Raw genomic sequence first — 22,975 nt, forward strand, 5'->3', positions numbered from 1 at the left:
CTGTTACTTTTTTTGGAGTTGGAAACCTCCTCTTTAAATATCGTATGATAGAAGAGATAGAATTTTGCAGGATTTTGCGGATTAAACTCTAGATGTGCGAGGTGAAGATGCTTGAGAATTTTAATCGTTGACGATAACCCTACCAATGTAATCATCATCCGTGAGATTCTGAAGAAGGAGAACTACCGCAACTTTGTGACTGCGTCGTCCGCCAAGGAGATGCTGAATCTGCTTGGAATCGGCGCAGGCGAAGGTGACAAGCGCCCGTCCTATTCCGGCATTGATCTCATTTTGCTGGATATGATGATGCCCGAGATGGACGGTATTGAAGCTTGCCGTGTCGTGCAGCAATATGAACATTTGCGGGATATCCCGATCATAATGGTTACCGCCGTCGGAGACTCCAAGAAGCTGGCCGAAGCCCTGGATGCCGGCGCGTCCGACTATGTTACGAAACCGATCAACAAGGTAGAGCTGATGGCCCGTATCCGGCTGGCGCTCCGTCTGAAGCGTGAGAAGGATTGGCACAATGAACGCGATCAGCGGATTAAGGACGAGCTGCGTCTGGCGGCGCTCGTGCAGAATGCTGTACTCAGTCTGCCGATTACCGAGCCGGATTTTGAAGTGCATGCGATTTACCAGCCTTCTTTCGAATTGGCCGGTGATCTGTACGCCTGGTATCCGCTTGGCGACGGCAGGTACGCCGTAATATTGCTGGATATGATGGGTCACGGTATTTCCTCGTCTTTGTTCTGCATGTTCCTCGCTTCTGTGCTCAAGGATACCGTAACGACTTATGTAGAACCGGAGAAAGTTATTCAGGAACTGAACCGGCGCTTTAACCAGCTTTATATCGAGAAACAGCTGGTCCAATACTATTTTACCGCCATCTATATGGTGATTGATACACGCTTAAGCCGCATAGATTATGTCAATGCCGGACATCCGCCGGGGCTCTTTTTTCAGGGAGAGGCCAAAGAACCTGTTCTGCTGGAGAGTAACTGCCATCCGGTCGGTTTGTTTGACCGCATCGACATTCAGCCGCAAAGCCTGTCCTTCAGTGAGGATGGCCATCTGGTGCTCTATACCGACGGTTTGATGGAGCTGGCCGAAGGCGGACAGGAGGAGCAGCTGGCATTTATGGTTTCCCACCTGGGGGGGGGGCATGAATGGCAGGAAGAGCCGATGCGCGAGGTGTTCTTCAAGGAACAGCCGGCTATGGAACGCGACGACGACAAGTGTCTGGTGTGGATATCGCTGAAGAAGGGAACGGATAGGGAATGAAGATCAAAGCCAAACTGCTGATCGGCTTCAGTGCGCTGCTGGCGATTATGCTGGCGCTCACCTTGATCGGGTACGATCGGCTTAATTATATGAACGATCAGCTTGACAGCTACCAGGAACGCTATTCCATGGGCCGTGCTTCCTCGGGACTCCGCGGAGAAGTCAATGATATGGCCCGGATCTTGACGACGCTCATGCTAAATGCAGACACGCTTTCCGTCGATGCACAGCAGGAAGAGATTGACACTAAGGTTACCAAATCGGACGCTTATATCAAGACGCTCAAATCATCTATGGTGACCGCGGAAGAAATGCAGCTGCTCAGCCGGATCGAGAAGGCATACAGCGCTTATATGAATTATCAGAACAAAGCGCTCAGCATGCTGACGGCGGGTTATTTTCAGAATGCCAATGCCTACCGCAACACTGAAGGGCAAGCCATCCAGAATGAGATGCTGGACAGCCTGAACGCATTGTCGGATTACAATGCCTTCCGGATGACTGAGGAGACTGCCCAAGCTCAAGCCGCCTCAGAGCGTTCCATCCAGATGGTTACTTTAATTATGATCGTGGGATTACTCATGGGGCTTGGTGTCATTCTCTGGGTAATTCCGAGCATTACGCGCGGCCTCAATGTCGTATCGATGATGATCTCCAGCTTCGGCAACGGCAAGATGCGGGCGATCCGCCGGATCAAGGTTACGTCCAAGGATGAGATCGGCGAGGTAGCCCGGGTATTCAAGGAGATGGCCGAGGATCTTGAACAGAAGCAGGAGATGGAAAAAGCCTACGCCCAGGCGCAAAACGACCAGGCATGGCTGAATGCGAACGTGGCCCGCGTAACGGAACTGCTGCGCGGCATGGATTCGCTGGATGAGGTCACACAGACGTTCATCAACGAGTTCGCACCGGTGCTTGGCGCGCAATATGGAGCAATTTATTTGAAGGACCGCAATAATCCCAGCCTGTTGACGGCAAGCGCATTTTACGCCGGTGAAGAGGGGGTAAGCAACCCGAAACAGAGTTTTACCCTTGGACAGGGCCTTATCGGCCAAAGCGCGCTGGACATGCAGCCTATTCATCTGCTTGAAGCGCCCGAGGATTATATCGCGGTTGCTTCGGGACTGGGTGACTCCCGTCCGGGCAATATATCCATTCATCCCCTGGTATTTGAAGACGAGCTGCTGGGCGTGGTGGAGTTCGCTTCCTTCAAGCCGTTCACGTCGCTGCAGAGTGAATTGTTCCATCAGCTCGCGGTCAATCTCGGGGTTATTCTGAACAATATCAGCCGCAGATTGATTGTCGAAGAGCTTCTGCGTGAATCTCAGGCGCTGACCGAGGAGCTGCAGGTGCAGTCGGAAGAACTGCAGACCCAGCAGGAAGAATTGCGGCGCTCCAATGAGAATCTGGAAGAGCAGACGGATGCGCTCAAGCGCTCCGAAGAATTACTGCAGCGGCAGCAGGGCGAACTGGAGCACTACAACAACGAGTTAATGGCCAAAACTCAGGCGCTGGAAGAACAGGTGCAGGAGGTCGAGGAGAAGAAGGACGAGATCGAAGAGGCCCGGAAGCAGCTCGAGAAGCAGGCCCACCAGCTTGCGGTTACCAGCAAATACAAATCGGAATTTCTGGCCAACATGTCCCATGAGCTGCGGACTCCGCTCAACAGCCTGCTGATACTCTCCCAGCTGCTCACGGAGAACAAAGAGGGCAATCTGAGCGAGAAACAGGTGGAATTCGCCCATACGATTTATATGTCGGGATCGGACCTGCTGAAGATGATCGATGAAATTCTCGATCTGTCCAAGGTGGAATCCGGTAAGATGGAGCTGTCCTATGAGGAAATTCCGCTGACCGAGCTGAAGACCTTCGTCAAGCAGAACTTTGCGCCGCAGGCCCAGAAGAAAGGGCTCGCACTCCGTCTCACCTTTGACGAGCCGCTGCCGAATCATGTCTATGCCGACAGCCACCGGCTCAAGCAGATTCTGCGCAACCTGCTCTCCAATGCGTTCAAGTTTACCAGCAAGGGCTTTGTGGAGTTTAATATCAGCCATGCGGAGCCGGAGAAGCTGCCGGCGTATCTGCCGCAGGATTACGAATATGTCGCTATCGCTGTCAGAGACAGCGGGATCGGCATCCCGCAGGACAAGCGGGAAATTATCTTTGAGGCCTTCCAGCAGGTAGACGGCACGACCAGCCGCAAATATGGCGGTACCGGCCTGGGCTTGTCCATCAGCCGTGAACTGGCCCGGCTGCTCGGGGGCGCCATTACGCTGGAATCCAGTGAAGGGCAAGGAAGCACCTTTACCCTGTATTTGCCGGTCAACGGCTACTACAGTCTGCTTCCGGGCGTTGTGGAAGCGGCTGCGGCACAGCAGGCAGCAGCGATTGCCGAGCAGGTGGAGGAGCTTCTGCCATCCTCGCCGGCAAGGGAAGAGAAGCATACGCCGCTTGCGGCACCGGTTGACGATGACCGTGAGGCTTTGTCGTCTAGCGACAAAGTGCTGCTGATCGTCGAGGATGATGAGAGCTTCGCCAAGATTCTGCTCGGCATGGCCCGCAGCCGCGGGTTCAAGGGGCTGGTGGCGCTTCAGGGAGATATCGGCCTGAAGATGGCCAAGGCCTATCTGCCGGATGCGATTATCCTCGATATCCAGCTGCCGGTTATGGACGGCTGGGCAATTCTCCGCGAACTGAAGGGAGATTCGGAGACCCGTCATATTCCTGTGCATGTGATCTCCGTCAACGATGAAGTGAAGCAAGGGCTGATGATGGGGGCAATGGCCTACTTGCGCAAGCCTTCCACCAAAGAAGCGCTGGAGCGGGCATTCTCGCAGATCGAGAACTATACGGACAGCACGTTGAAGCATCTGCTGATCGTTGAGGACGACGATATTCAGCGCCGTTCCATTATGGAGCTGATCGGCCACGACGATGTGGCAATTACAGCTGTCTCCAGCGGCGGAGAAGCGCTGGCTGAGCTGCGCAAGCAGAGATATGACTGCATGGTGCTGGATCTGATGCTGGATGATATGGACGGCTTTGAGCTTCTGGACCAGATCCGCGACGATGAGGAACTGAATGATCTGCCGATTATCATCTACACCGGCAAGGATTTGGACAGCAAGGAAGAAACGAGGCTGCGGAAATATGCAGAGTCCATTATTATTAAAGATGTCCGCTCGCCGGAGCGGCTGCTTGATGAGACTACGCTGTTCCTGCACCGGGTGGAGGCCAATCTGCCCGAGGACAAGCGTAAAATTCTGCAAAAGCTGCACAATAAGGAAGAGCTGTTTGACGGCAAGAAGATTCTGCTTGTCGATGATGATATCCGCAATGTCTTTGCCCTTTCCAGCGTGCTGGAAGGGTACCATATGGAAGTGAAGTTTGCCGAGAACGGCCGTGAGGCCCTGGATATGCTGAAGACAGTCAAGGATTTCGACCTGATTCTGATGGATATGATGATGCCGGAGATGGACGGCTATGAAGCAATGCGTCTGATCCGGCAGATGCCGGAGTATCAGAAGCTGCCGATTATAGCACTGACCGCGAAGGCGATGAAGGAAGACCGCTCCAAGTGCATTGAAGCCGGCGCTTCTGATTATATGAAGAAACCGATCAGCACGGATCAGCTTCTTTCACTCATGCGGGTATGGTTGTATTCGTAACCGTAATTTTGGGGTAATAGCTTTACAGTAATACATTTTTGTCCGGAATAACGACTTGGAGTAAGGAGTAGAAGAACAATGACTGCAATCGAACGGGGATACCAGGGGCAGCCTAACCAAACAGGGAATAAGCAGGAGCAAGAGCTTGAGCAGATCGAAATCGAGCTGCTGTTGAGCGGAGTTCACCGTCTGTACGGATACGACTTCCGAAACTATGCTCTGCCTTCCTTGAAGCGGCGGATTTGGCATCATGTTCACGCCGAGAATGTTCCGACCATCTCCGCATTGCAGGAAAAGGTGCTGCACGACCGCGAGTGCTTCGAACGGTTCGTGTACAGCCTGTCTATTCCTGTCACGGAGATGTTCCGGGACCCGGGACTCTTCCTGACCTTCCGCCAGAAAGTCATTCCGCTGCTGCGGACATACCCGTACATCCGCATCTGGCATGCCGGCTGCTCAACCGGTGAAGAGGTATATTCCATGGCCATTATGCTGCATGAGGAAGGGCTGTACGACAAAGCCCGCATTTATGCTACGGATATGAATGAGCGCTCGCTGCAGCAAGCCAAGGAAGGCGTATATGAAATCAGCAAGATGAAGCAGTACACCAAGAACTATATCGAAGCCGGGGGGACCCGGGCGTTCTCGGAATATTACACGGCAAAATATAATTCGGTGATCTTTCAGCCGTATTTGCGTAAGAATATTATTTTTGCCGAGCATAATTTAGCGACAGATACCTCATTCAATGAGTTTAATGTCATTTTTTGCCGCAATGTAATGATCTATTTCAATGATGAGCTCCGCGACCATGTGCACGGCTTGTTTTATGAAAGCCTCAGCCGGTTCGGAGTGCTTGTTCTCGGCTCGAAGGAGTCGATCCATTTTACCAGGTACAGTGACAGCTACGAACCCCTGGACAGGGTAGAGAAAATCTACCGCAAGAATAAGTAACGGAGTGAGCAGGATAGGAGGGAGCCTATGGGGGTTCAAGAACCGATTCATATACTGCTGGTTGACGATCGTCCTGAAAATCTGCTGGCGCTCGAGGCTGTGCTGGAGAGCCAGCATTATAAGCTGATTAAAGCGAATTCCGGCGAAGAAGCGTTGCGTTGTCTGCTGAAATACGATTTTGCCGTGATCGTGCTGGACGTGCAGATGCCCGGTATGGACGGGATCGAGACCGCCAAGCTGATCAAGGCCAGGGAGAAGACGAAGGATATTCCGATTATCTTCATCTCTGCCAACAGCAAAGAGGCTGAGCACTTGTTCGCCGGCTACTCCGCCGGGGCGATCGATTATATGGTGAAGCCGTTTATCCCGCAAATCCTGAAGTCCAAAATTGAGGGCTTTGTCCATATGCATCTCACCAACAAGAAGCACCAGATGCAATCCATGCTTTTGCAGCAAAAGACCCAGGAGCTGGAGCGGATTAATGGTGAACTGGTCAAAGCGAAGGAAGAAGCGGAGATTGCCGCCAAGGCCAAAACAGAGTTCTTGGCAATGATGAGCCATGAAATCCGCACGCCGATGAACGGTGTGGTGGGAATGATCGACCTTCTGATGGAAACCGAGCTGGCGCCGGAGCAGAAGGAATACACCGAGATTATCCGCAAGAGCGCCGATACGCTGATTACCGTCATCAACGACATTCTGGACTTCACCAAGATGGAATCCGGAAAAATGGAGATGGAGGAGCAGCTGTTTGAGCTGCAGACGACCATCCAGGAGGTATTCAGCCTCTTCTCGGTGGAAGCGGCAAAGAAGAACCTGGAGCTGGCTTATTTCATTGACCACAGGCTTCCCAGGCTGATCTATGGGGACATGGCGCGGCTGCGTCAGGTGCTGATCAATCTGGTGGCTAACGCCGTCAAATTCACCAATCAGGGCGGTGTGTATCTTGTCGCGTCGGGAGTCGCGTATTCGGACAATAAGCTGAAGATCGAATTTACAGTAAAAGATACAGGAATCGGCATCTCGCCGGAGAAATGCGACAGACTGTTTAAGCCGTTCTCCCAGCTGGACTCCTCGATGAACCGCAAATACGGCGGTACGGGTCTGGGTCTGGCGATTTGCAAATCGCTGGTAGGCATGATGGGCGGCGAGATCCGGGTTGAGGCTACGGAAGAGAGAGGGGCCACATTTGTCTTTACCATCCAGGCATCATTGCCGGAAGACGAACTGGCAAGAGGCTGCTGCGAGGAGGAGCCTGCCGGGAAGGGGGCGAACCGACAGACCTCCAGACGGGTGTTAGTCGTCGATGACCACCCGGTCAATCAACGGCTGATGGTCAGCATGCTGGACAAGCTTGGTTACAGCTCGGATGTGGCCGACGACGGGCAGCAGGCTGTCGAAATGGCCGCGCGCTCAGTGTATGATTTTATCTTTATGGATTTGCAGATGCCTGTTCTGGACGGCCTTGCCGCTACTTCCCGCATCCGTGCCGGCAGTGCGGCCGGGGAGAAGGCTGTCATTATCGCCATGACCGCAAATGTAATGGAAGGCATCCAGAACCGCTGTTTGGCGGCCGGGATGGACGGCTATATCAGCAAGCCGCTGAAGCTGGGCACGATTAAGCAGATTCTTTCCAGGTATACACGCCATGATCTTCCCGCTGCAGGGAGAACTACCTCGGCATTTGAAGCGTAATCCAGGAATTACCTTTAGTTTTGCATGCGTTTTTTGTTTCAACGGGGCACCTTTAAGGGTATTGGTAAAGAAAACATTTAATCAGGAGAGATTGTCTATGAATACACATAAAAGCGAAAAGTTCCACGCAAAAACTGAAACAGAAGGCAATGTATGCACCGTTTACTTAAGTGGGGAGCTTGATTTATCGGTTGCTCCTGATTTCCGCCTGGTGATGGAACCGCTTGTGGGAGATACAGGGCTTGATCTGGTGATTAATCTTAAGGATCTGAAATATATCGACAGCACCGGTATCGGGATTCTGCTGTCGATTCTTAAAGCCAGACACGGTATGGATGTCAAATTCACCGTAACGGAAGTTCCGGCACAGATCCAGAAGCTGTTTGATATGACCGGTATCTCCAAGTTTTTTGCCTCCCAAGAGAATTCCCACTAGGAAAGGATCGAAATAGGATGAGTGATGATGTGCAAAAAGTAATTCTACAATTACCCGCCAACGCAGAATATGTCGACATTGTCAGACTGAACTTATATGGTATTGCTTCAAAAATGGGCTTTACTTATGAGGATATTGAGGATATGAAGGTTGCTGTGTCGGAAGCCTGTAACAACTCTGTTCTTTACGCTTACGGGCAGGAGAACGGATTGGTAGATGTGATTTTTGAAGTCGGCTCAGATGCTTTGTCCATCACTGTCAAAGACGAAGGGGAGAGCTTTGACGGCTTGGGCACGCCCGATGATCGTTTGACGCTCCATGATAAAGAGCTGACCGATGTCCAGGTGGGGGGTCTGGGATTTTACCTGATGCAGGCGCTCATGGATGACGTCAGTGTCGTGAGCGAAGCAGGTAAAGGGACGGTCGTTACTTTGACGAAACGTCTGAACTTCAGCGAGGAGAAGGTATGAATGACAAAGTGACTCCCCCAGAGTCCATGAACGAGGCAGTAAGCCTGATTTGGGAATACCAGCAAACCAAGGATAACGATATCGCCACAGAGCTGATTCACCGCTACGAGCCGATGGTTAAGATGGCGGCCGGCAAAATTGCCCGCAACCGCCCGGATCTCTATGAAGACCTGTATCAGGTTGGCCAGATGGCGCTGATCCGGCTGCTTCAGCAGTATGACATCAGCCTGGGCATTCCGTTCGAGCCGTATGCGATGAAGAGCATGATCGGACATATGAAGAATTTCCTGCGCGATAAATCCTGGTATATCCAGGTCCCCAGACGCATCAAGGAAAAGGGTGCGCTCGTCCAGCAAGCCATAGATGAGCTCACGATTAAGCTTGAGCGTTCTCCGGCGGTGGACGAAATCGCCGAATACCTGGACCTGTCCGTTGAAGAAACGGTGGAGGTGCTGGCCGGTAGGGAATGCTATCATTATGTCTCGCTGGATTCACCGCTGTCCCAAGAGGAGACAGGGGCCACTCTCGGCGAGTTGATCAGCTCCGACGCGAACGATTATGAAACGGTGGAGAAACGGATGGACCTCCAGCAGGCGCTGGGCCAGCTGAAGGAACAGGAGCAGCAGGTCCTGCTGCTTGCGTTCCAGGATGGCCAGTCACAGCGGGCGATCGCTCAGAAGCTCGGCGTTTCGCAGATGAGCGTATCCCGCATCCAGAAGCGGGCGACAGAGAAGCTCAAACAGATTATGGCGAACTCTTCCTACTAATGCTGAATTATTCCCGTATACAAAAGGACATGCCCTGACTGACGCAGGGCATGTCCTTTTGTATACAATTAAGCATGAAGAAACGGTGTATAGTTAACCATACACCGCAATTAATGTAGTATCTTAGCTGTTGGCATCGATATATTGCTTAATCTCCCCGAGATATTCCCCGATCACAGGGACATCCAGGAACAGGCTGAGAATGTACCCCAAGAGACCGAGAATGACGAAGGTACCCAGCGATAGTCCGAGCCCCCGCGAAATGCCAGCCATCAGATTGGTCACAATCCGCTTCTTCGGATTAGTGTAATTCTCCAGAATGTCTTTGAATTCGGATTTCTCCAAAGAATCGGCAATTTTGTCGAGCCGTTCATTTAATCGTTTGACTTCATGGCGCAGCTCAAAGGGATGTTCATCCACTTCATAAGCTTTGCTCTTCGTTCCGCCGGCTTCTCCCATAAGATGTCCCCGCTTTCTGCAGCCCGTTACCGGGCCTTTATGGAGGAGGGGCCGCTCACGGCGCTCCTCATAGCGACAGCCAGCTGCGGTGAGCTGGCTGTCCGGTTACGCTTTGTGCTCAAGCCGTTAATACTGCTTAATAGGAGCTTTTGTAGGAAGAAGTGACTTCGTCCTTGGCGTCCTTGGCTTCGTCGGCAACTTCTTTGGAAGCATCCTTGGCTTCATCAGCTACCTCTTTGGAGGCGTCCTTGACGTCGCTTGCCACGTCGCCCGAGGTTTCGCTCACCGTGTCGCCGATTTTTTTGCCGGTCTCCTGCAGGGTTGCCGCAATCTGCTGTTTGCTGTCACTGACCGTGCTGAAGATGTCGGATGCTTTAGCTGAGACAGTGCTGGCCAGGTCTGTTGCTTTCTCGCTTACAGTAGTAGCCAGCGTTTTCGTCTTGTCCGTTACGACGCCTGCGACTTCCTTCGTCTTGTCAGTAGCCATGGAGAGCTTATCGGACAAGTCACTGCGCATTTCACGGCCGGGCTTAGGTGCGAACAACAGAGCGGCAGCCGCGCCAAGCAAGCCTCCGATAAAAATACCTTTTAGAAAAGTGTTGCTGCTTTCCACCGGATGTTCCGTTTCTGCTTTATTCATCACCAATCACTCCTTAAATGGATATTATAGTCCCGGACTAACGGGCGGCCCCACGGGAATGGGTATACGAATAGGTGTATTCCCCGTTGCCCCCGTCGTGACGGGTTTCAGGAAAGCCTGAAGCTATCTTACTTCGTATATAAACTCCGGCGTATAGCCTGAAACAGTGAAGGTGTATGGCAAAGAATGGGCGAGATATATATAGATAGCGGGAATAATCCTGTTAAAAGTTTGTTGAAATGGCGTACAGCGGGACTTTACAAACCCCTGGTAATGAGATTAATGAATGGATTTTGCCGGGCGGTGCAGGACCGTAAATCCGAAAGCCGGAAGACGGAAGATGAGCTGCCCCGCCTCGACAATGCAGCGTTCCTCTGTTTGCACATCCATCCACTCTTCTGCCGTTTCTGCTGCCGGGAGAACACCTTCGGCTGCAGTCTCCGAGCTGTTCAGCAGAATGAGTAAATGATCCTGTTCATCCCACCGTTCGTAGGCCAGCAGGAGGGGCTTGCCTGGCAGCTCCAGGAAGCGGATCTTGCTGCCGCGCAGCGCAGGGTACGTCTTGCGCAACGCAATCGCCCACCGGTAGAACGCCAGCAGCTCCTGATTTTGCCGCGCGGGGTCCCACTGCATGCACCGCCGGTTGTCAGGATCATAGGCGCCTTCCAGGCCGATCTCATCCCCGTAATAGATGCAAGGCGTGCCCTGGAAGGTCATTAAATATAAGAGGGCGAGCCGCAGACGCCGCACATCGCCGCCGCAGTGGGTCAGGAAGCGTTCGGTGTCGTGGCTGTCCAGCAGATTGAAGGCGGCTTCGGTAATTTGCTGCGGATAGCGGGCCAGCATACCCGAGACCGCTTCGGCGAACTGTCCGGCATCTGCGGTTCCACGGGCGAAGAAATTCAGCGCCAGATTCAGCAGCGGATAGTTCATCACCGCATCGAACTGGTCTCCGGTCAGCCATGGCAGGGCGTCATGCATGATCTCGCCGACCAGAAACGCTTCCGGGTTGCTTTCCTTCACAGCTTTGCGGAACTCCCGCCAGAACGAGTGGGAGACTTCATTGGCCACATCGAGTCGCCAGCCGTCGACGCCGATTTCCTTGATCCAGTAGCGGCCTACACTGAGCAGATACTCCCGGACCTCCGGATTCTCCGTATTGAATTTGGGCATGATTGGCTCGAAGGCAAAAGTGTCATAGGTGGGGATGCCATTCTCGACACGGGGCGGCCAATCCCGGACATGGAACCAGTCGGCATACCGCGATTGTTGCCCGTTCTCCAGCACATCCACATAGGGCGGGAAGGTGTAGCCGCAATGGTTAAATACACCGTCCAGCAGTACGCGGATCCCCCGCTCGTGGCAGGCGTCCACCAGCTTTTTCAGCGAATCATTGGTCCCGAAATGGGGATCGACCCGGAAGTAATCGCGGGTATCGTATTTGTGGTTGGTGGTTGCTTCGAACAGCGGGGTGAAATAAATCGCATTGATGCCAAGCGCGCTCAGGTAATCCAGATGGTCAAGCACTCCCTGAAGGTCGCCGCCGAAGAAATTGCGGGGGGTGGGAACTCCGCCCCAGGGAAGGGCATCCTCCGGGCTGATGGACGGGTCGCCGTTCGCGAACCGCTCCGGAAAGATCTGATAGAACACCGCATTTTTGGCCCATTCCGGGATCAGATGCACATCTTCGCGGTTCAGGAAAGGAAAATCGAACAGCCCCTCATAAATGACAGCCGGCGGAGCATCGAAGAAGCCTTTTTCGAGAAAATATACGGACTCCTCTTCATTGTGCAGCGCAAAATAATACGCGAGTCTGCGGTACGGCGGACGTACAGCGGCCTGCCAATAATCGAACCGGGCATCGGAAGCGAGCAGCTCCATCGGCAGGACGCCATGCGTGTGCTCCCAGCCGTATTTGTCCCCGTGAATCAGCTCCACCCGTGCGACATTGCCGCGGCCCGTTCTCAGCCGGATATGCAGTGTGCTCTCGTCGTAAGCATAAGACCAGTTCTGGCCCATCCGGTGATATACACTTTCCTTTTGAATCATGTTTAACCCATCCTTTCACGGCAACGGGAACGCAAAAAAGGCCCAACCCCATAAGTACGAGGTTGAACCCTTAGGTTACATTGCCTTTGAATTTGATAGCATCATATCATGCGGACGCCGAAAGAAGCAAGGGGGGAATGAAGCGCGGGGCTTGCCCCTGGTACTGATTGACAGCAAAAGGAAGCGGGTAAAAAATACATAATTCAAGCGCCTATCCCATTTATAAAAATAATAAAAATGGATGAGTAAGGTTCCCCGTACAGCACGGTGAAAGGCCCAAACATCTTTGGAGGTGCAAAGACTATGATTAAAATCGTTACGTCAGCGGAACGTCATACATCGAATAGAGAGTGGATTCACAGCGAATTCAGTTTTTCCTTCGCCGATTACGACGATCCCAGCAATGCGCATTTCGGCGCGCTGCTGGCCCATAATGACAATGAATTGAAGCCGGAGCAGGGGATGCATGAGCATCCGCATCATGATCTGGAGATCATTACCTATGTAATCTCCGGGGTGCTGAAGCACCAGGACGACCTGGGCAACCACGCCGATCTGCAGGCAGGCAGCGTGCAGGTAATGACGGCCGGGACCGGCATCCACCATTCCGAGACCAACCCGTCGCCGAGCGAGCAAGCCCGCTTCCTGCAGCTGTGGCTGCTGCCCGACAGGCCGGGCCTCATGCCCAAGTGGGACGCGAAGTACTTTCCTGCCGATTTCAAAATGAATACGCTGCTTCCGGTTGCTTCCGGCAGCGGAGTAGACGGGGCGCTTACCCTGCATGAGGATGTTACGGTATACCTTTCGCTGCTGGAGGCGAACCGGGAGCTGCAATACCAGCAGCGCGAAGACCGGCGCACCCATCTGTATTTGATTTCCGGCAACCTGGAGCTCACCTGCGAGGAAGGCGTCTTTCACCTGAAGCCCGGCGACGCCGCACGGATTCGCGGATGCAGCGGGCTGAAGCTCAAAGGGACCGGCAGCGAGGGCGAGGCTGAGCTGGTGCTGATCGATCTGCCGTAATTATAAAAGAACCGTTTCAGCAGCATAAGCCCGGAGCTTGCGGTCATCATGACGATGACAGCAGACTCCGGGCTCCTGTATGCTTATAGGGCAGGCGCTTATTTGCGCAGGCGGCCCAGCTCGGACACGAGCGCCTCCACCTGCGAGATGCTGAGCTTGTCGCTTCCCATGGCGACCTCATAAATATCGCGGATATCCTCATAATACTCGACCGAAAAAGCGGAGGCTTGCATAGCAGCCGCACTTGCCATCTTGAGCTTCGTTTTGATCCCTTCGATCATATATTCCACATTGGCTTGACTGGGTTGTGATAAATCCATAGAACGAACCCGTCCTCTCTGTCATTTGATTCACACATTTTATCATGTAGCGGCCGGTAAATGAAATAAGCCGCGCAGGATCGTCTTCAGAATTTGTCCGGTGAAAGGGAATCGTGGTAAATTAAAGGCAATCAGCGGACAGCTGTGAAGACAAGCAAAGGAGCGGGAATATGGCGATCAGGGAACAGGAGAGCAGAAAACGGATTAAAATGAATGCCGCCGGACTGGCCGCCTTTTTTGCAGAGATCGCGGCTGCCCATCTGGAAGAGACCATCACCTTTCTGTGTATCGGAACGGACCGTTCCACCGGCGATGCGCTCGGCCCGCTGACCGGAAGCAGGCTTGCCGGACTGGGCTTTGCCAACGTGATCGGCACATTGCCTTCCCCGTGCGACGCCAACAATCTGGCGGAGCGGATTGCCGCAATTCCGCCGCAGCAGGTGATTATTGCCATAGATGCTTGTTTGGGGCCGCCGGCAGCGCTCGGCTGCTACTTTGCCGCCAAAGAGCCGCTGCATCCGGCGCAATCGGTCGGACTGGCTCTGCCGGCCGTGGGAAATTACAGCCTCGCGGCGATTGTGGACGTGCACGGGCCGCGTCCTTACCGCACCCTGCAGACCACGCCGCTCAACCGTGTGATGATCATGGCGGAAGAGATCGCCCGCGCTGCGGCCAGCGGCTTCGGCATGCCTGCGTAAGCCGTTTCAACAAGACTCCGTTTGCTTAAATAATACACATGCAGGCAATACATAGAAAGAAGGGAACCGCTATGGAAAGCATTCGATGTGAGGGAAGCAATATTTGTTATACCGACCAAGGCCAGGGTGAAGTGCTCGTCCTGCTCCACGGCTTCTGCGGAAGCTCCGACTACTGGGAGCGGCTGATTCCGTACTTGAGCGGGCGCTACCGCATCGTTGCTCCGGACTTGCGCGGACATGGAGCCTCGGATGCTCCGCTCGGGCCGTACAGCATCGATCAGATGGCCGCTGACGTGCTTTCCCTGCTGGATCATCTGGAGATTCCGCAGTGCTATCTGCTCGGGCATTCGATGGGAGGTTATATTGCCCTTTCCTTTGCGCAGCGGTATCCTTCCAGGCTGAAGGGATTCGGACTGATCCATTCCACCGGCTACCCCGACAGCGAGGAGGCCAAAGAAAAGCGTCTGAAGAGCGTCAGCGCCATACAGGGCGAAGGCATCACGGCTTTTATCGATGGACTGATTCCCGGCCTGTTCGCACCGGGAGCTGAGCCGCAGCTGCTGCAGCGCGCCAGGGAAATCGGCTACCGGACACCGCCGCAAGGCGCGGCCGGTGCAGCGCTGGCGATGCGGGAGCGTCCGGACCGCCGCGACGTCATCTCGGCAACGCCGCTGCCGGTGCTGCTCGTTGCCGGCACGGAGGACGGAGTGGTGCCGCCCGGGCGGATATTCACCTCCGATAAAGCCAATGTAACGAAGGCGACCATAGCCGGGGCGGGGCATATGAGCATGTTCGAAGCCCCGGAGCGTTTAGCCGAAATTATCAAGGATTTCATACCCGTACCGGTGCAGCATTGATTCCTGCCAGAAGGGTATTGAAGTGAAATAAGAGGCAGCATCCGTCCGGCGGAATGCTGCCTCTTTTCTATTTTGTGCTGAACGCGTTCTATTGGAATTTACGGATTGCCGGTACGCACAGCACCAGCGCAATGCAGGCTATGCCGAGACTGGAGAAGATGGCGATAGTCGCGACGCCGCCGATCCAGTCCGCGAGCCAGCCGACCACGATGTATCCGACCGGCAGCAGGGCGAAGGAGCCGAACAGATCAAGGCTGGCCACCCGTCCGAAGGCTTCCTTCGGCACGAGATCCTGGAGGCTGATCTCCCAGATCAGCCCGAAGATCATCAGCCCGAAGCCCTCCAGGGCGAACAGCGCGACAGCGCTGGCGGGGCCGGGGGCAAAAGGCAGCAGAAGCAGCGCAACGCCGCTCACCAGGGCTCCGCCATAGGCCATGAGCCCGCGCTTCCGCCATTGCTTCCGCATGCCGTACAGCAAGCCGGCCAGAATCGCTCCGACGCCGGAGAAGGTTACGGCCAGGCCATACACATAAGAATCCCAGCCATGGTGAACCTTGAACAGCCAGGGCAGCAGGATGCTGCTTACTCCCGAATAACAGATATTCACGAAGCAGAAGGCCAGAATCGTAATCCACAGCCAAGGATGGCTGCGCAATACGGCGATGCCTTCCTTGAAATCGGCTTTCCAGTCGGTGGAAGCCGTGTCCGGCACGGGCGGTGCCGGCGACTGGGGCTGCGTTGCCGACAACAGCGCCTTGCGCAGATAGATCAGGCATACCAGCGACAAAAGGTAGGTCAGGGCATCCAGGCCAAAGCCGAAGCCGGCCGACAGATGCGTGACGAGCAGGCCTCCGAGCGAGGGCCCGATCAGGCGGATGGTTTGAATGCTCATTTGCGAGAGCGAATTGGCGGCCACCCGGATCTCGGGAGTAAATACGGATGCCTGCACTGCCGAATATGCGGGACGGAACAGTCCGTCGAACAGGCCGTAGAGGCCGACCAGAACGTACAGCATGGGAATCGTAAGGACACCGGATAACGCGAGCGCAGCAATGGCTCCCATCACGGCAAAGCGCGCTACATCGGCGGTTATCATAATTTTGACCCGGTCATAACGGTCAACAATATAACCTGATATAGGCAGCATAATGACATTGGGCAGCATGTAGACCGCCATGACCATGCCCATAGTGGCTGTGGAGCCGGTGAGCGAATAGACAAGCACAGGCAGAATTACCATGGTTACCGAGCTGCCGAGGAAGGAAATGATGTGGCCCAGCCACAGATAGGGGAAGGCTTTCGACCGGGCAAAAGGCTCGGCAAACCTTCCCAAGGGGCTCTGGCTCTTTCGTTTGGAGGAAGCTGCAGGAATCATCTAGGAATTCACCTCCCGGTCCGAATCGCTGTCCGCCTGGGGCAGCTGGCCGATAATCATTTCCACACCGTATTCTCCGCCGCTTGTCGCTTTGCTCTCCCAGAAGGTGATCAGCTTCAGCATGTCCCGGCGGAAATCTTCCAGCTCTTCGGGCGACAGTGTCAGCCTTGTCTTAAAATGCTCCACCTTGTGCTCCGCCGCAAACTGAAAGCCGGTAAAGCTCTCCAAGCGGAACAGGGTGGCCACGGACCGGTAAAACTTCTGGACTACGCCACCGCTCACATCTGTACGTACCAGCTCCAGCAGTCCGCCACCCAGCAGCTTCATCATATGATAATGAACATTGCCGGGTGTCTTGCCCAGCTTCTCGGCAACCTGCTTGGAGGTCAGCGGTTCTTCCGCCAGAGTGTGCAGGATTTTGATCCGCAGCGCACTTTCCAGCAGCTTGCCCTGCGCGGGGGTAACCTGAAGCGCTTCTGGCGGTGCAGCGAGCCGCTGCGGAGGAATCTGCGCGTCTTCGGATGGCCTTGTGTCATTCATTGAATTTCACTCCTTTGCAGATTTATTAAGCAGTTATGTATAAGCTCACAGCCGATCTGGAATCCAGATTGGTTACACAGAGTATAGTTGAACGCTGCTTTTTCCGTCAAGAATTAATTTGCGGCATTCAGCTGCCGACGCAGCCCCACGGTGGCGCCTGGCGCAGGAATCGTATAAGATGGTTACACAAGGCTAGCAACCGCCGCCGATCAGGCTGCGGAAGGGAGAGGAGTGCTTGGCGGATGTTCAGAAGGGATTATATCGTGCGGATGATTGAGGATATGACGGCGATGGTGGCCAAAGTGCTGACGCTGAAGCAGGAACGGAAGACGACCGAAGCCCTGTGGGAAGTGGATGAACTGCTGAATCGGCATTTCCGGCTGAATTCGCGATTGTTAAATTCTCTGTCCGTGGAGGATATTATTGATATGTTTCGCCTGGGCGGTGTAGTGGAATCGGACAAGCTGCAGGGCGTGGCCCGTCTGCTGAAGGAAGAAGCCGATATATACCGGACTGCGGGCAGCACTGATGAGGCATTGTTCCGCGAGATGCGCTCGCTGCATCTGTATCTGTACGCCGATCTGCAGGGCGCTGACCGGGAATTGCTGGAGTTGACGGCGGCGGTCGACGAATTGCTCGGAGAAGTAGAAGGGTACCGCCTTCCGGCCAAGACCGAACGGCTGCTAATGCCGTATATGGAATCGCTGGGCCGCTATGCCAAAGCTGAAGACAGCCTCTACCGGCTATGGGAGCAGGGGGAGGCTGTCGCGGATGAAGGACGGGAGCTATACGCGCGCCTGCTGGCCCAGCCGCCGGAAGCTCTGGAGCACGGCGCTCTTCCGCTTGAGGAGGTCCGGCAGGGCCAGGAGGAATGGAACCGGCTGACCGCTGCCTTGGAGGTGCAGCAGCAGCTGCAGAATGAGGAGGTGGGACAGCGGTGAATACACCTATTTATATTGTGGATGCTTTTGCCGATCAGGCTTATGCGGGCAATCCGGCTGCCGTATGCTTGCTGCAGCGGCCGGCGGATGAAGACTTTATGGCCCGGACGGCTGCAGAAATGAATTTATCCGAGACGGCCTTTGTGTGGCCGGAAGAGGACGGGTACCGGCTACGGTGGTTTACACCGGCAGTTGAGGTTAACCTGTGCGGCCATGCTACCCTGGCGAGCGCCCATGTGCTGTGGGAGTCCGGACGGCTTGATCCGCAGGAGGAGGCGAGATTTCTTACCCGCAGCGGCCTCTTGCGGGCTAGACAGACACCGCAAGGCATATCGCTGTTCTTTCCGCCTTACGGGCTCGCAGCATCCCCGCCAATTCCGGGACTGGCCGCCGCGCTGGGCATTGCGGAGGAGCAGGTGCTGGAGACTGTACGCTATGCCGACAATGTGCTGGTACGGCTGGGCGATGAAGCGCTGCTGCGCGGCCTCCGCCCGGATTATATCCGGCTTGCGGCGCTGGAGCCAAGGGCGGTGGGAGTTACCGCAAAGAGCGGCACGCCCGGAATTGATTTTGTATCGCGCTTCTTCGCTCCGGGAATCGGGGTGAACGAAGACCCGGTGACCGGCTCGCTGCATACGGCTCTCGCCCCTTACTGGGCAGAGCGGCTCGGCCGCAGTGAACTTACCGCTTACCAGGTCTCGGCGCGCGGAGGCTTACTGTATTTGCAGGTTAGCCCGGAGCAAGTGATCCTTTCTGGCAATGCCGTAACTGTGGTCAGCGGGCTGCTTCAGGTTGACCCTGAATTATCATATAAGTGAAAGCGAGATGTACCCTGTGGAATCCCTGAAAGCCTTACTTGAACAGATTACCGGTGGCCGTACGCTGATTACGGCCACCTTCAGCCAGCTGCGCAGCAAAGGGGGCGCGGCGTTTACGAAAGTCCAGATCAAGCCGGTGGAGCTGAAAGGGCGGCTGCATTATCAGTTTGCTTATACTGTCGGCCCCAAGGTAGAGCACCGCAATATCCCGGCCGAAGAGGCTGCCGGGGAAATGCTGGAGCTGCTGCGGGAGACCTTCCGCCAGGCGCTGCTCTGTACTACTGATGCCGACTATCAGGTGCTGATCAGCAAGAAGTATAAAGTGTCCATTCTGACCAAATCCCCCACCAAGCAGCAGGCCGCGGATCTGGCCCATAACCGGCGGAAGCAGTATGTGCTGGATGAGGGTGAACCTGTCCCCTTCCTGGTGGAGCTGGGGATCATGAACGCCGAGGGCAAGGTGCTGGCCAAGAAATACGACAAGTTCCGGCAGATCAACCGCTTCCTGGAGATGGTGGAGGATGTGCTGGGCGATCTGCCGGCAGGCAGGCCGCTGACCATTGTAGATTTTGGCTGCGGCAAATCCTATTTAACCTTTGCCCTATACCATTATCTAGCCGTCCGCGCAGCCAGAGAGCTGAATATTGTCGGTCTTGATCTCAAGGCTGACGTCATTGCGCACTGCAGCGAGCTGGCCGCCAAGCTGGGCTACGACAACCTGCGCTTTCTCGTCGGCGACATCGCCGATTATGACGAGCTGGATGCTGTCGATATGGTCGTCACGCTGCATGCCTGTGATACGGCAACCGATGCCGCGCTGGAAAAAGCGGTCCGCTGGGGCGCCTCCGTCATCCTGTCCGTTCCTTGCTGCCAGCATGAGCTGTACGGGCAGATTGAGAACGATGTGCTGAGTCCGCTGCTCTCGCACGGCATTCTGAAGGAGCGCTTCTCGGCGCTGGCCACCGATGCGATCCGTGCCAAGCTGCTTGATCTGATGGGCTACCGCAGCCAGCTGCTGGAGTTCATCGATATGGAGCATACGCCCAAGAACATTCTGATCCGCGCGGTACGCAGCCCAGGAGGCGACCGGGCGGCCAAATGGCGGGAGTATAGCGCCTTCCGCGATTTCTTGGGCGCGAAGCCTTATCTGGAACGGGCATGCGGTGATCTTCTGCCTTCCGCTGATCCGGCGGAATAAGGTCTTTCGTAAATTTCATATGGAGCAAAGCGAACAGGACAGCAGGCTTCCGTCAGGAAGCCTGCTGTCCTTGTTTGGTGCTGCTCCTTTTGTCACGGGCTGCATCTGGCAAGACTATGAGTATAGGCCGTAGAATCCGGAAGATTCAAACATAGGGGGGTGTGCAGGTGCGGTGTAGACAAATAATGCCGGAAACGGGCGGGGCTGTACTGCTGTGCAGTATGCTGCTGGCGGCCTGTTTGAAGCGGGGCTTGTTTTTCAGCGAGGAAATGTACGCACTGTTGGCTGTATGGTTTATCTTATTTGCACTGTGGCTCGGAGGGCGGGCAGCCGCTGCACCGGCAGAACCTGCAGACCTGCGCAGACCGTTCAGTGCACGCTGGGCGCAGGGCCGCATCTCATTCTTGATGCTGTGCTGTCCCTTTATCGTTATGCTGCTTTACGTCCTGCAGCTGCTCCGCAGCCCGGTTTCGCTGCAGGACACCTGGCATGAACTGCTGCGCTGGGGATTGTACGGCAGCTTCGCTGTTCTGGCGTATTCCTGCGCAGGCACCTTCCGGGGAGGCCGCCTGCTGGCTGTACTCTGGCATTTGACCGGCATGCTCTTAAGCCTGAGCGCTTTACTTGCTGTATACGGCGGGCTAAATCTGCCGTATGCCGTTGCTTACAGTTCTTCCTCTTCTGTCAGCGCTACAGGAGCCAGGCTGGCGGGGCTGCTGGAATATCCGAACACCTTCGGTGCGGTAATGGCCGTCTTTCTGCTGGAGAGACTATTCGCCGCAGCGGCGGTGATCGCCGGGTCAGGCGTTACGGCAGGGCCGGGTGCCTATGCAGGGGCGGCGGGAACAGAGGCAGAGTGGGTGAGCGAAGCCACAGCAGTCCAAAGCCGTGCAGGTGCAGGATCAGGCGTTACGGCAAGACCGGGTACCACCTATGCTGGGGCGGCATTTGCAGTCCGCAGCCTTGCGGCGCTGCGCCTGCTGCCGCTGTTCCCGTACGCCGCCGCGCTGCTCCTCAGCGAGTCGCGCGGCGCGTGGCTGGCCGCGGCCGCAGCCTGCGCGGCCGCCCTGCTGCGGCAGCCGCGGCTCTTCGCGCCGCTGCTGGCCGCAGGCGCCGCGCCGCTGCTGGCCGCGGCGCTGGTGTACCGCCAGCTGGCCCTTGCCATGCTGGCGGCGGAGCCTTGGCCCGGCCTCGCGCAGCTGGCCGGGCTGTGGGCCGGCGCATGGTTCGCCGGCCTGTGGCTGTGCCGCCGCCGGCAGCGCGCGGCGGGAAGGGGCCGCGCCGCCGTGACTGCTGCGGCGGCAGCTGGCTGGGCGGCGGCGGGGGGCGCCGCCCTGTGGCAGATCCGCGAGCGGATCAGCGGGCCGTCCCCGACGGCCCTTGCTCGCGGGCTGCTGTACCGCGACGCCTGGCGCCTCGCGGGGGAAGCGCCCTGGCTGGGGCGCGGGGGCGGGAGCTGGCGGAGCCAGTACCTGGCCGCGCAGTCCCGCCCCTATGTAGGCAGCCAGGTGCACAGCGGTTATCTCGATACCCTGCTTAATCTTGGAATCGTCGGGTTGGCCCTGACCCTGCTGATGCTGCTGGCTGCAGGGTGGCTGTGTGCGCAAGCGGGTCCGCGGCTGCTGGCCCCGCTGCTCGTGATTGCGCTCCATGCGGCGGTCGATTTCGATTGGAGCTACGGGCTGATGTGGCTGCTGCTGCTTTTGCTGCCTGCTCTGGCACGGGCCGATCGGATGGGCAGCCGGGGCCTTGCGGAGAGCGCAGGCACTGGCAGCTCATTGCCTCCTCCGTCTTCCCTGCCCCTTCGGGAGCGGAGAAGGGCGGATCCTGCGGTAACTCAGGCGAACTTACCGCAGGCATCCTGCAATATATCGGGAATTCAGCCCCTTTCCGGCTCCTTTGATAATCCGGCGGCAGCCGCTGTTCGTCCGCGTCCTGCACTTTCGCCCATTAAGCTTCACCTGCAGGATGCCAGCAGAGCGGCGGTAAGAAGACGGCTTATTACAGTTACCGTGTTTTCCTGCTGTATATGTCTGCTGCTTAGTCTGGTCTGCTTACGGGCTCTGCAGGCCGCCGGTGATTACAGCAAGGCGATAGGGACAGACGAACCTGTCCGGCGTCTGGAACTGCTGCTTAGCTCCCGGGAGCGCAATCCGTTTGATCCGCGTCCGGCTTTAAGCTTATCCGGGATGCTCCCGGCATCCGCAGGAATCCGCCTGCTCCAGGATGCGCTGGCCGCTTCACCCGAGAATGCCGCTTTGCAGTGGGAGCTGGCCGGGAGGTATATGCAGGAAGGCTATCCGGGCCGGGGAATGATGGAGGTCCGGCGAGCGCTGGCGCTTGACCGGTTCAACGCCGCCAAATGGCAGGCGGCAATTGCTGCAATGCTGACCCGGAGTGAGCAGAACCTGGCGGAGAAGGAACTGGAGAGGGCTGCAGGCGGCATAGCCGCAAGCAGGGAACTGATGTGGCAATACCGCTTATTGGCTGAAGCAGAGGCCGGTCATGGGCTGCGGCATAACGACCGCCGCTTCACCGCCGGCGCTCCGGCCGAAGCCCTCCAGCTCCGGCTGGATAAGCTTACGGACGCTTTATCGGCTTTTATTCCTGCGCCCCGGCAGCAATTCCTCTGCCTGTTCAGGTGATCACAGTCAGCATCTCCTTCTCTTCTTAATAATATTTGGCCAAGTAGAAGTATTAAGGCCGCTTATGCTAGAATAGTCTAGGATAAGCTGGATACATAGAGCGAAGAGCGGCACCGGTTCAAACGCCGGGCAATCGTT

Annotated in this window: 20 protein-coding genes; 14 read left to right on the forward strand and 6 right to left on the reverse strand. The window is 55.9% G+C overall.

Annotation, left to right across the window (positions count from 1 at the left end; genetic code table 11):
- Positions 1-111: 111 nt before the first annotated feature.
- From F1381_RS24295 to F1381_RS24325, 7 genes are all read left to right on the forward strand, one after another.
- Entirely contained in the window at positions 112-1,284 is a 1,173-nt protein-coding gene (locus F1381_RS24295) for a SpoIIE family protein phosphatase (RefSeq protein WP_151737417.1), read from the forward strand.
- Positions 1,281-4,952, forward strand: a complete 3,672-nt coding sequence (locus F1381_RS24300; RefSeq protein ID WP_151737418.1) for a response regulator — start codon at positions 1,281-1,283, stop codon at positions 4,950-4,952. Before F1381_RS24295 ends, F1381_RS24300 begins: the two co-directional genes overlap by 4 nt.
- A 78-nt stretch (positions 4,953-5,030) precedes the next feature.
- Positions 5,031-5,906 carry a CheR family methyltransferase gene (locus F1381_RS24305; RefSeq protein ID WP_151737419.1) on the forward strand — a complete coding sequence of 292 codons (876 nt, stop codon included), beginning with the start codon at positions 5,031-5,033 and terminating at the stop codon, positions 5,904-5,906.
- Positions 5,907-5,933: 27 nt separating this feature from the next.
- On the forward strand, positions 5,934-7,601 hold the full coding sequence (locus F1381_RS24310; RefSeq protein ID WP_151737420.1) for a response regulator: 1,668 nt from the start codon (positions 5,934-5,936) through the stop codon (positions 7,599-7,601).
- Between the two features lie 97 nt (positions 7,602-7,698).
- A complete protein-coding gene (locus F1381_RS24315) occupies positions 7,699-8,037 on the forward strand; it encodes an STAS domain-containing protein (RefSeq protein ID WP_151737421.1) in 339 nt (112 codons plus the stop codon).
- Between the two features lie 17 nt (positions 8,038-8,054).
- A complete protein-coding gene (rsbW, locus tag F1381_RS24320; protein ID WP_151737422.1) occupies positions 8,055-8,507 on the forward strand; it encodes an anti-sigma B factor RsbW in 453 nt (150 codons plus the stop codon).
- Positions 8,504-9,274, forward strand: a complete 771-nt coding sequence (locus tag F1381_RS24325) for a sigma-70 family RNA polymerase sigma factor (RefSeq protein ID WP_151737423.1) — start codon at positions 8,504-8,506, stop codon at positions 9,272-9,274. Before rsbW ends, F1381_RS24325 begins: the two co-directional genes overlap by 4 nt.
- A 123-nt stretch (positions 9,275-9,397) precedes the next feature.
- Here the strand turns inward: F1381_RS24325 and F1381_RS24330 are convergent, their stop codons facing one another.
- The 3 genes from F1381_RS24330 to F1381_RS24340 form a co-directional block, all read right to left on the reverse strand.
- On the reverse strand, positions 9,398-9,733 hold the full coding sequence (locus F1381_RS24330) for a DUF5665 domain-containing protein (protein ID WP_151737424.1): 336 nt from the start codon (positions 9,731-9,733) through the stop codon (positions 9,398-9,400).
- A 136-nt stretch (positions 9,734-9,869) separates the two neighbouring features.
- Entirely contained in the window at positions 9,870-10,373 is a 504-nt protein-coding gene (locus F1381_RS24335; protein WP_151737425.1) for a YtxH domain-containing protein, read from the reverse strand.
- 279 nt (positions 10,374-10,652) lie between these two features.
- Positions 10,653-12,422, reverse strand: coding sequence for a glycoside hydrolase family 13 protein (locus F1381_RS24340; RefSeq protein WP_151737426.1), 1,770 nt, complete (start codon positions 12,420-12,422; stop codon positions 10,653-10,655).
- Positions 12,423-12,725: 303 nt separating this feature from the next.
- On the opposite strand from F1381_RS24340, the gene F1381_RS24345 reads away from it, so the two are divergent.
- The gene (locus F1381_RS24345; protein ID WP_151737427.1) at positions 12,726-13,445 is read left to right on the forward strand and encodes a pirin family protein; all 720 of its coding nucleotides are present in this window, start codon (positions 12,726-12,728) and stop codon (positions 13,443-13,445) included.
- 98 nt (positions 13,446-13,543) lie between these two features.
- On the opposite strand, the gene F1381_RS24350 is transcribed toward F1381_RS24345, so the two are convergent.
- Positions 13,544-13,765, reverse strand: a complete 222-nt coding sequence (locus tag F1381_RS24350) for a DUF1128 domain-containing protein (protein ID WP_151737428.1) — start codon at positions 13,763-13,765, stop codon at positions 13,544-13,546.
- A gap of 170 nt (positions 13,766-13,935) precedes the next feature.
- On the opposite strand from F1381_RS24350, the gene yyaC reads away from it, so the two are divergent.
- Positions 13,936-14,463, forward strand: coding sequence for a spore protease YyaC (gene yyaC / locus F1381_RS24355; RefSeq protein ID WP_151737429.1), 528 nt, complete (start codon positions 13,936-13,938; stop codon positions 14,461-14,463).
- A gap of 71 nt (positions 14,464-14,534) precedes the next feature.
- Positions 14,535-15,320, forward strand: coding sequence for an alpha/beta fold hydrolase (locus tag F1381_RS24360; RefSeq protein WP_151737430.1), 786 nt, complete (start codon positions 14,535-14,537; stop codon positions 15,318-15,320).
- Positions 15,321-15,408: 88 nt separating this feature from the next.
- Here F1381_RS24360 and F1381_RS24365 read toward each other — a convergent pair whose 3' ends face one another.
- Positions 15,409-16,695: an MFS transporter gene (locus F1381_RS24365; protein ID WP_151737431.1), complete on the reverse strand. Its 1,287-nt coding sequence runs from the start codon at positions 16,693-16,695 to the stop codon at positions 15,409-15,411.
- Positions 16,696-17,235: a winged helix-turn-helix domain-containing protein gene (locus F1381_RS24370; protein WP_151737432.1), complete on the reverse strand. Its 540-nt coding sequence runs from the start codon at positions 17,233-17,235 to the stop codon at positions 16,696-16,698.
- A gap of 242 nt (positions 17,236-17,477) precedes the next feature.
- Between F1381_RS24370 and F1381_RS24375 the strand changes: the two genes are divergently transcribed.
- From F1381_RS24375 to F1381_RS24390, 4 genes are all read left to right on the forward strand, one after another.
- Entirely contained in the window at positions 17,478-18,176 is a 699-nt protein-coding gene (locus F1381_RS24375; protein ID WP_151737433.1) for a DUF6483 family protein, read from the forward strand.
- Positions 18,173-18,994, forward strand: a complete 822-nt coding sequence (locus F1381_RS24380; protein ID WP_151737434.1) for a PhzF family phenazine biosynthesis protein — start codon at positions 18,173-18,175, stop codon at positions 18,992-18,994. The genes F1381_RS24375 and F1381_RS24380 overlap by 4 nt, the downstream gene beginning before the upstream one ends.
- 7 nt (positions 18,995-19,001) lie before the next feature.
- Complete coding sequence (locus F1381_RS24385; RefSeq protein ID WP_187355543.1) at positions 19,002-20,192, forward strand: class I SAM-dependent methyltransferase; 1,191 nt, start codon at positions 19,002-19,004, stop codon at positions 20,190-20,192.
- Positions 20,193-20,359: 167 nt separating this feature from the next.
- A complete protein-coding gene (locus F1381_RS24390; RefSeq protein WP_151737435.1) occupies positions 20,360-22,837 on the forward strand; it encodes an O-antigen ligase family protein in 2,478 nt (825 codons plus the stop codon).
- Positions 22,838-22,975: the final 138 nt, after the last annotated feature.

The organism is Paenibacillus tengchongensis, from assembly GCF_008973665.1.
GTDB classification, from domain to species: Bacteria; Bacillota; Bacilli; order Paenibacillales; family Paenibacillaceae; genus Paenibacillus_AQ; species Paenibacillus_AQ tengchongensis.

Coding starts and splice junctions, on each gene's coding strand:
- F1381_RS24300 (WP_151737418.1), top strand. CDS start 1,281: ATGAAGATCAAAGCCAAACTGCTGATCGGCTTCAGTGCGCTGCTGGCG.
- F1381_RS24305 (WP_151737419.1), top strand. CDS start 5,031: ATGACTGCAATCGAACGGGGATACCAGGGGCAGCCTAACCAAACAGGG.
- F1381_RS24310 (WP_151737420.1), top strand. CDS start 5,934: ATGGGGGTTCAAGAACCGATTCATATACTGCTGGTTGACGATCGTCCT.
- F1381_RS24315 (WP_151737421.1), top strand. CDS start 7,699: ATGAATACACATAAAAGCGAAAAGTTCCACGCAAAAACTGAAACAGAA.
- rsbW (WP_151737422.1), top strand. CDS start 8,055: ATGAGTGATGATGTGCAAAAAGTAATTCTACAATTACCCGCCAACGCA.
- F1381_RS24325 (WP_151737423.1), top strand. CDS start 8,504: ATGAATGACAAAGTGACTCCCCCAGAGTCCATGAACGAGGCAGTAAGC.
- F1381_RS24330 (WP_151737424.1), bottom strand. CDS start 9,733: ATGGGAGAAGCCGGCGGAACGAAGAGCAAAGCTTATGAAGTGGATGAA.
- F1381_RS24335 (WP_151737425.1), bottom strand. CDS start 10,373: ATGAATAAAGCAGAAACGGAACATCCGGTGGAAAGCAGCAACACTTTT.
- F1381_RS24340 (WP_151737426.1), bottom strand. CDS start 12,422: ATGATTCAAAAGGAAAGTGTATATCACCGGATGGGCCAGAACTGGTCT.
- F1381_RS24345 (WP_151737427.1), top strand. CDS start 12,726: ATGATTAAAATCGTTACGTCAGCGGAACGTCATACATCGAATAGAGAG.
- F1381_RS24350 (WP_151737428.1), bottom strand. CDS start 13,765: ATGGATTTATCACAACCCAGTCAAGCCAATGTGGAATATATGATCGAA.
- yyaC (WP_151737429.1), top strand. CDS start 13,936: ATGGCGATCAGGGAACAGGAGAGCAGAAAACGGATTAAAATGAATGCC.
- F1381_RS24360 (WP_151737430.1), top strand. CDS start 14,535: ATGGAAAGCATTCGATGTGAGGGAAGCAATATTTGTTATACCGACCAA.
- F1381_RS24365 (WP_151737431.1), bottom strand. CDS start 16,695: ATGATTCCTGCAGCTTCCTCCAAACGAAAGAGCCAGAGCCCCTTGGGA.
- F1381_RS24370 (WP_151737432.1), bottom strand. CDS start 17,235: ATGAATGACACAAGGCCATCCGAAGACGCGCAGATTCCTCCGCAGCGG.
- F1381_RS24375 (WP_151737433.1), top strand. CDS start 17,478: ATGTTCAGAAGGGATTATATCGTGCGGATGATTGAGGATATGACGGCG.
- F1381_RS24385 (WP_187355543.1), top strand. CDS start 19,002: ATGTACCCTGTGGAATCCCTGAAAGCCTTACTTGAACAGATTACCGGT.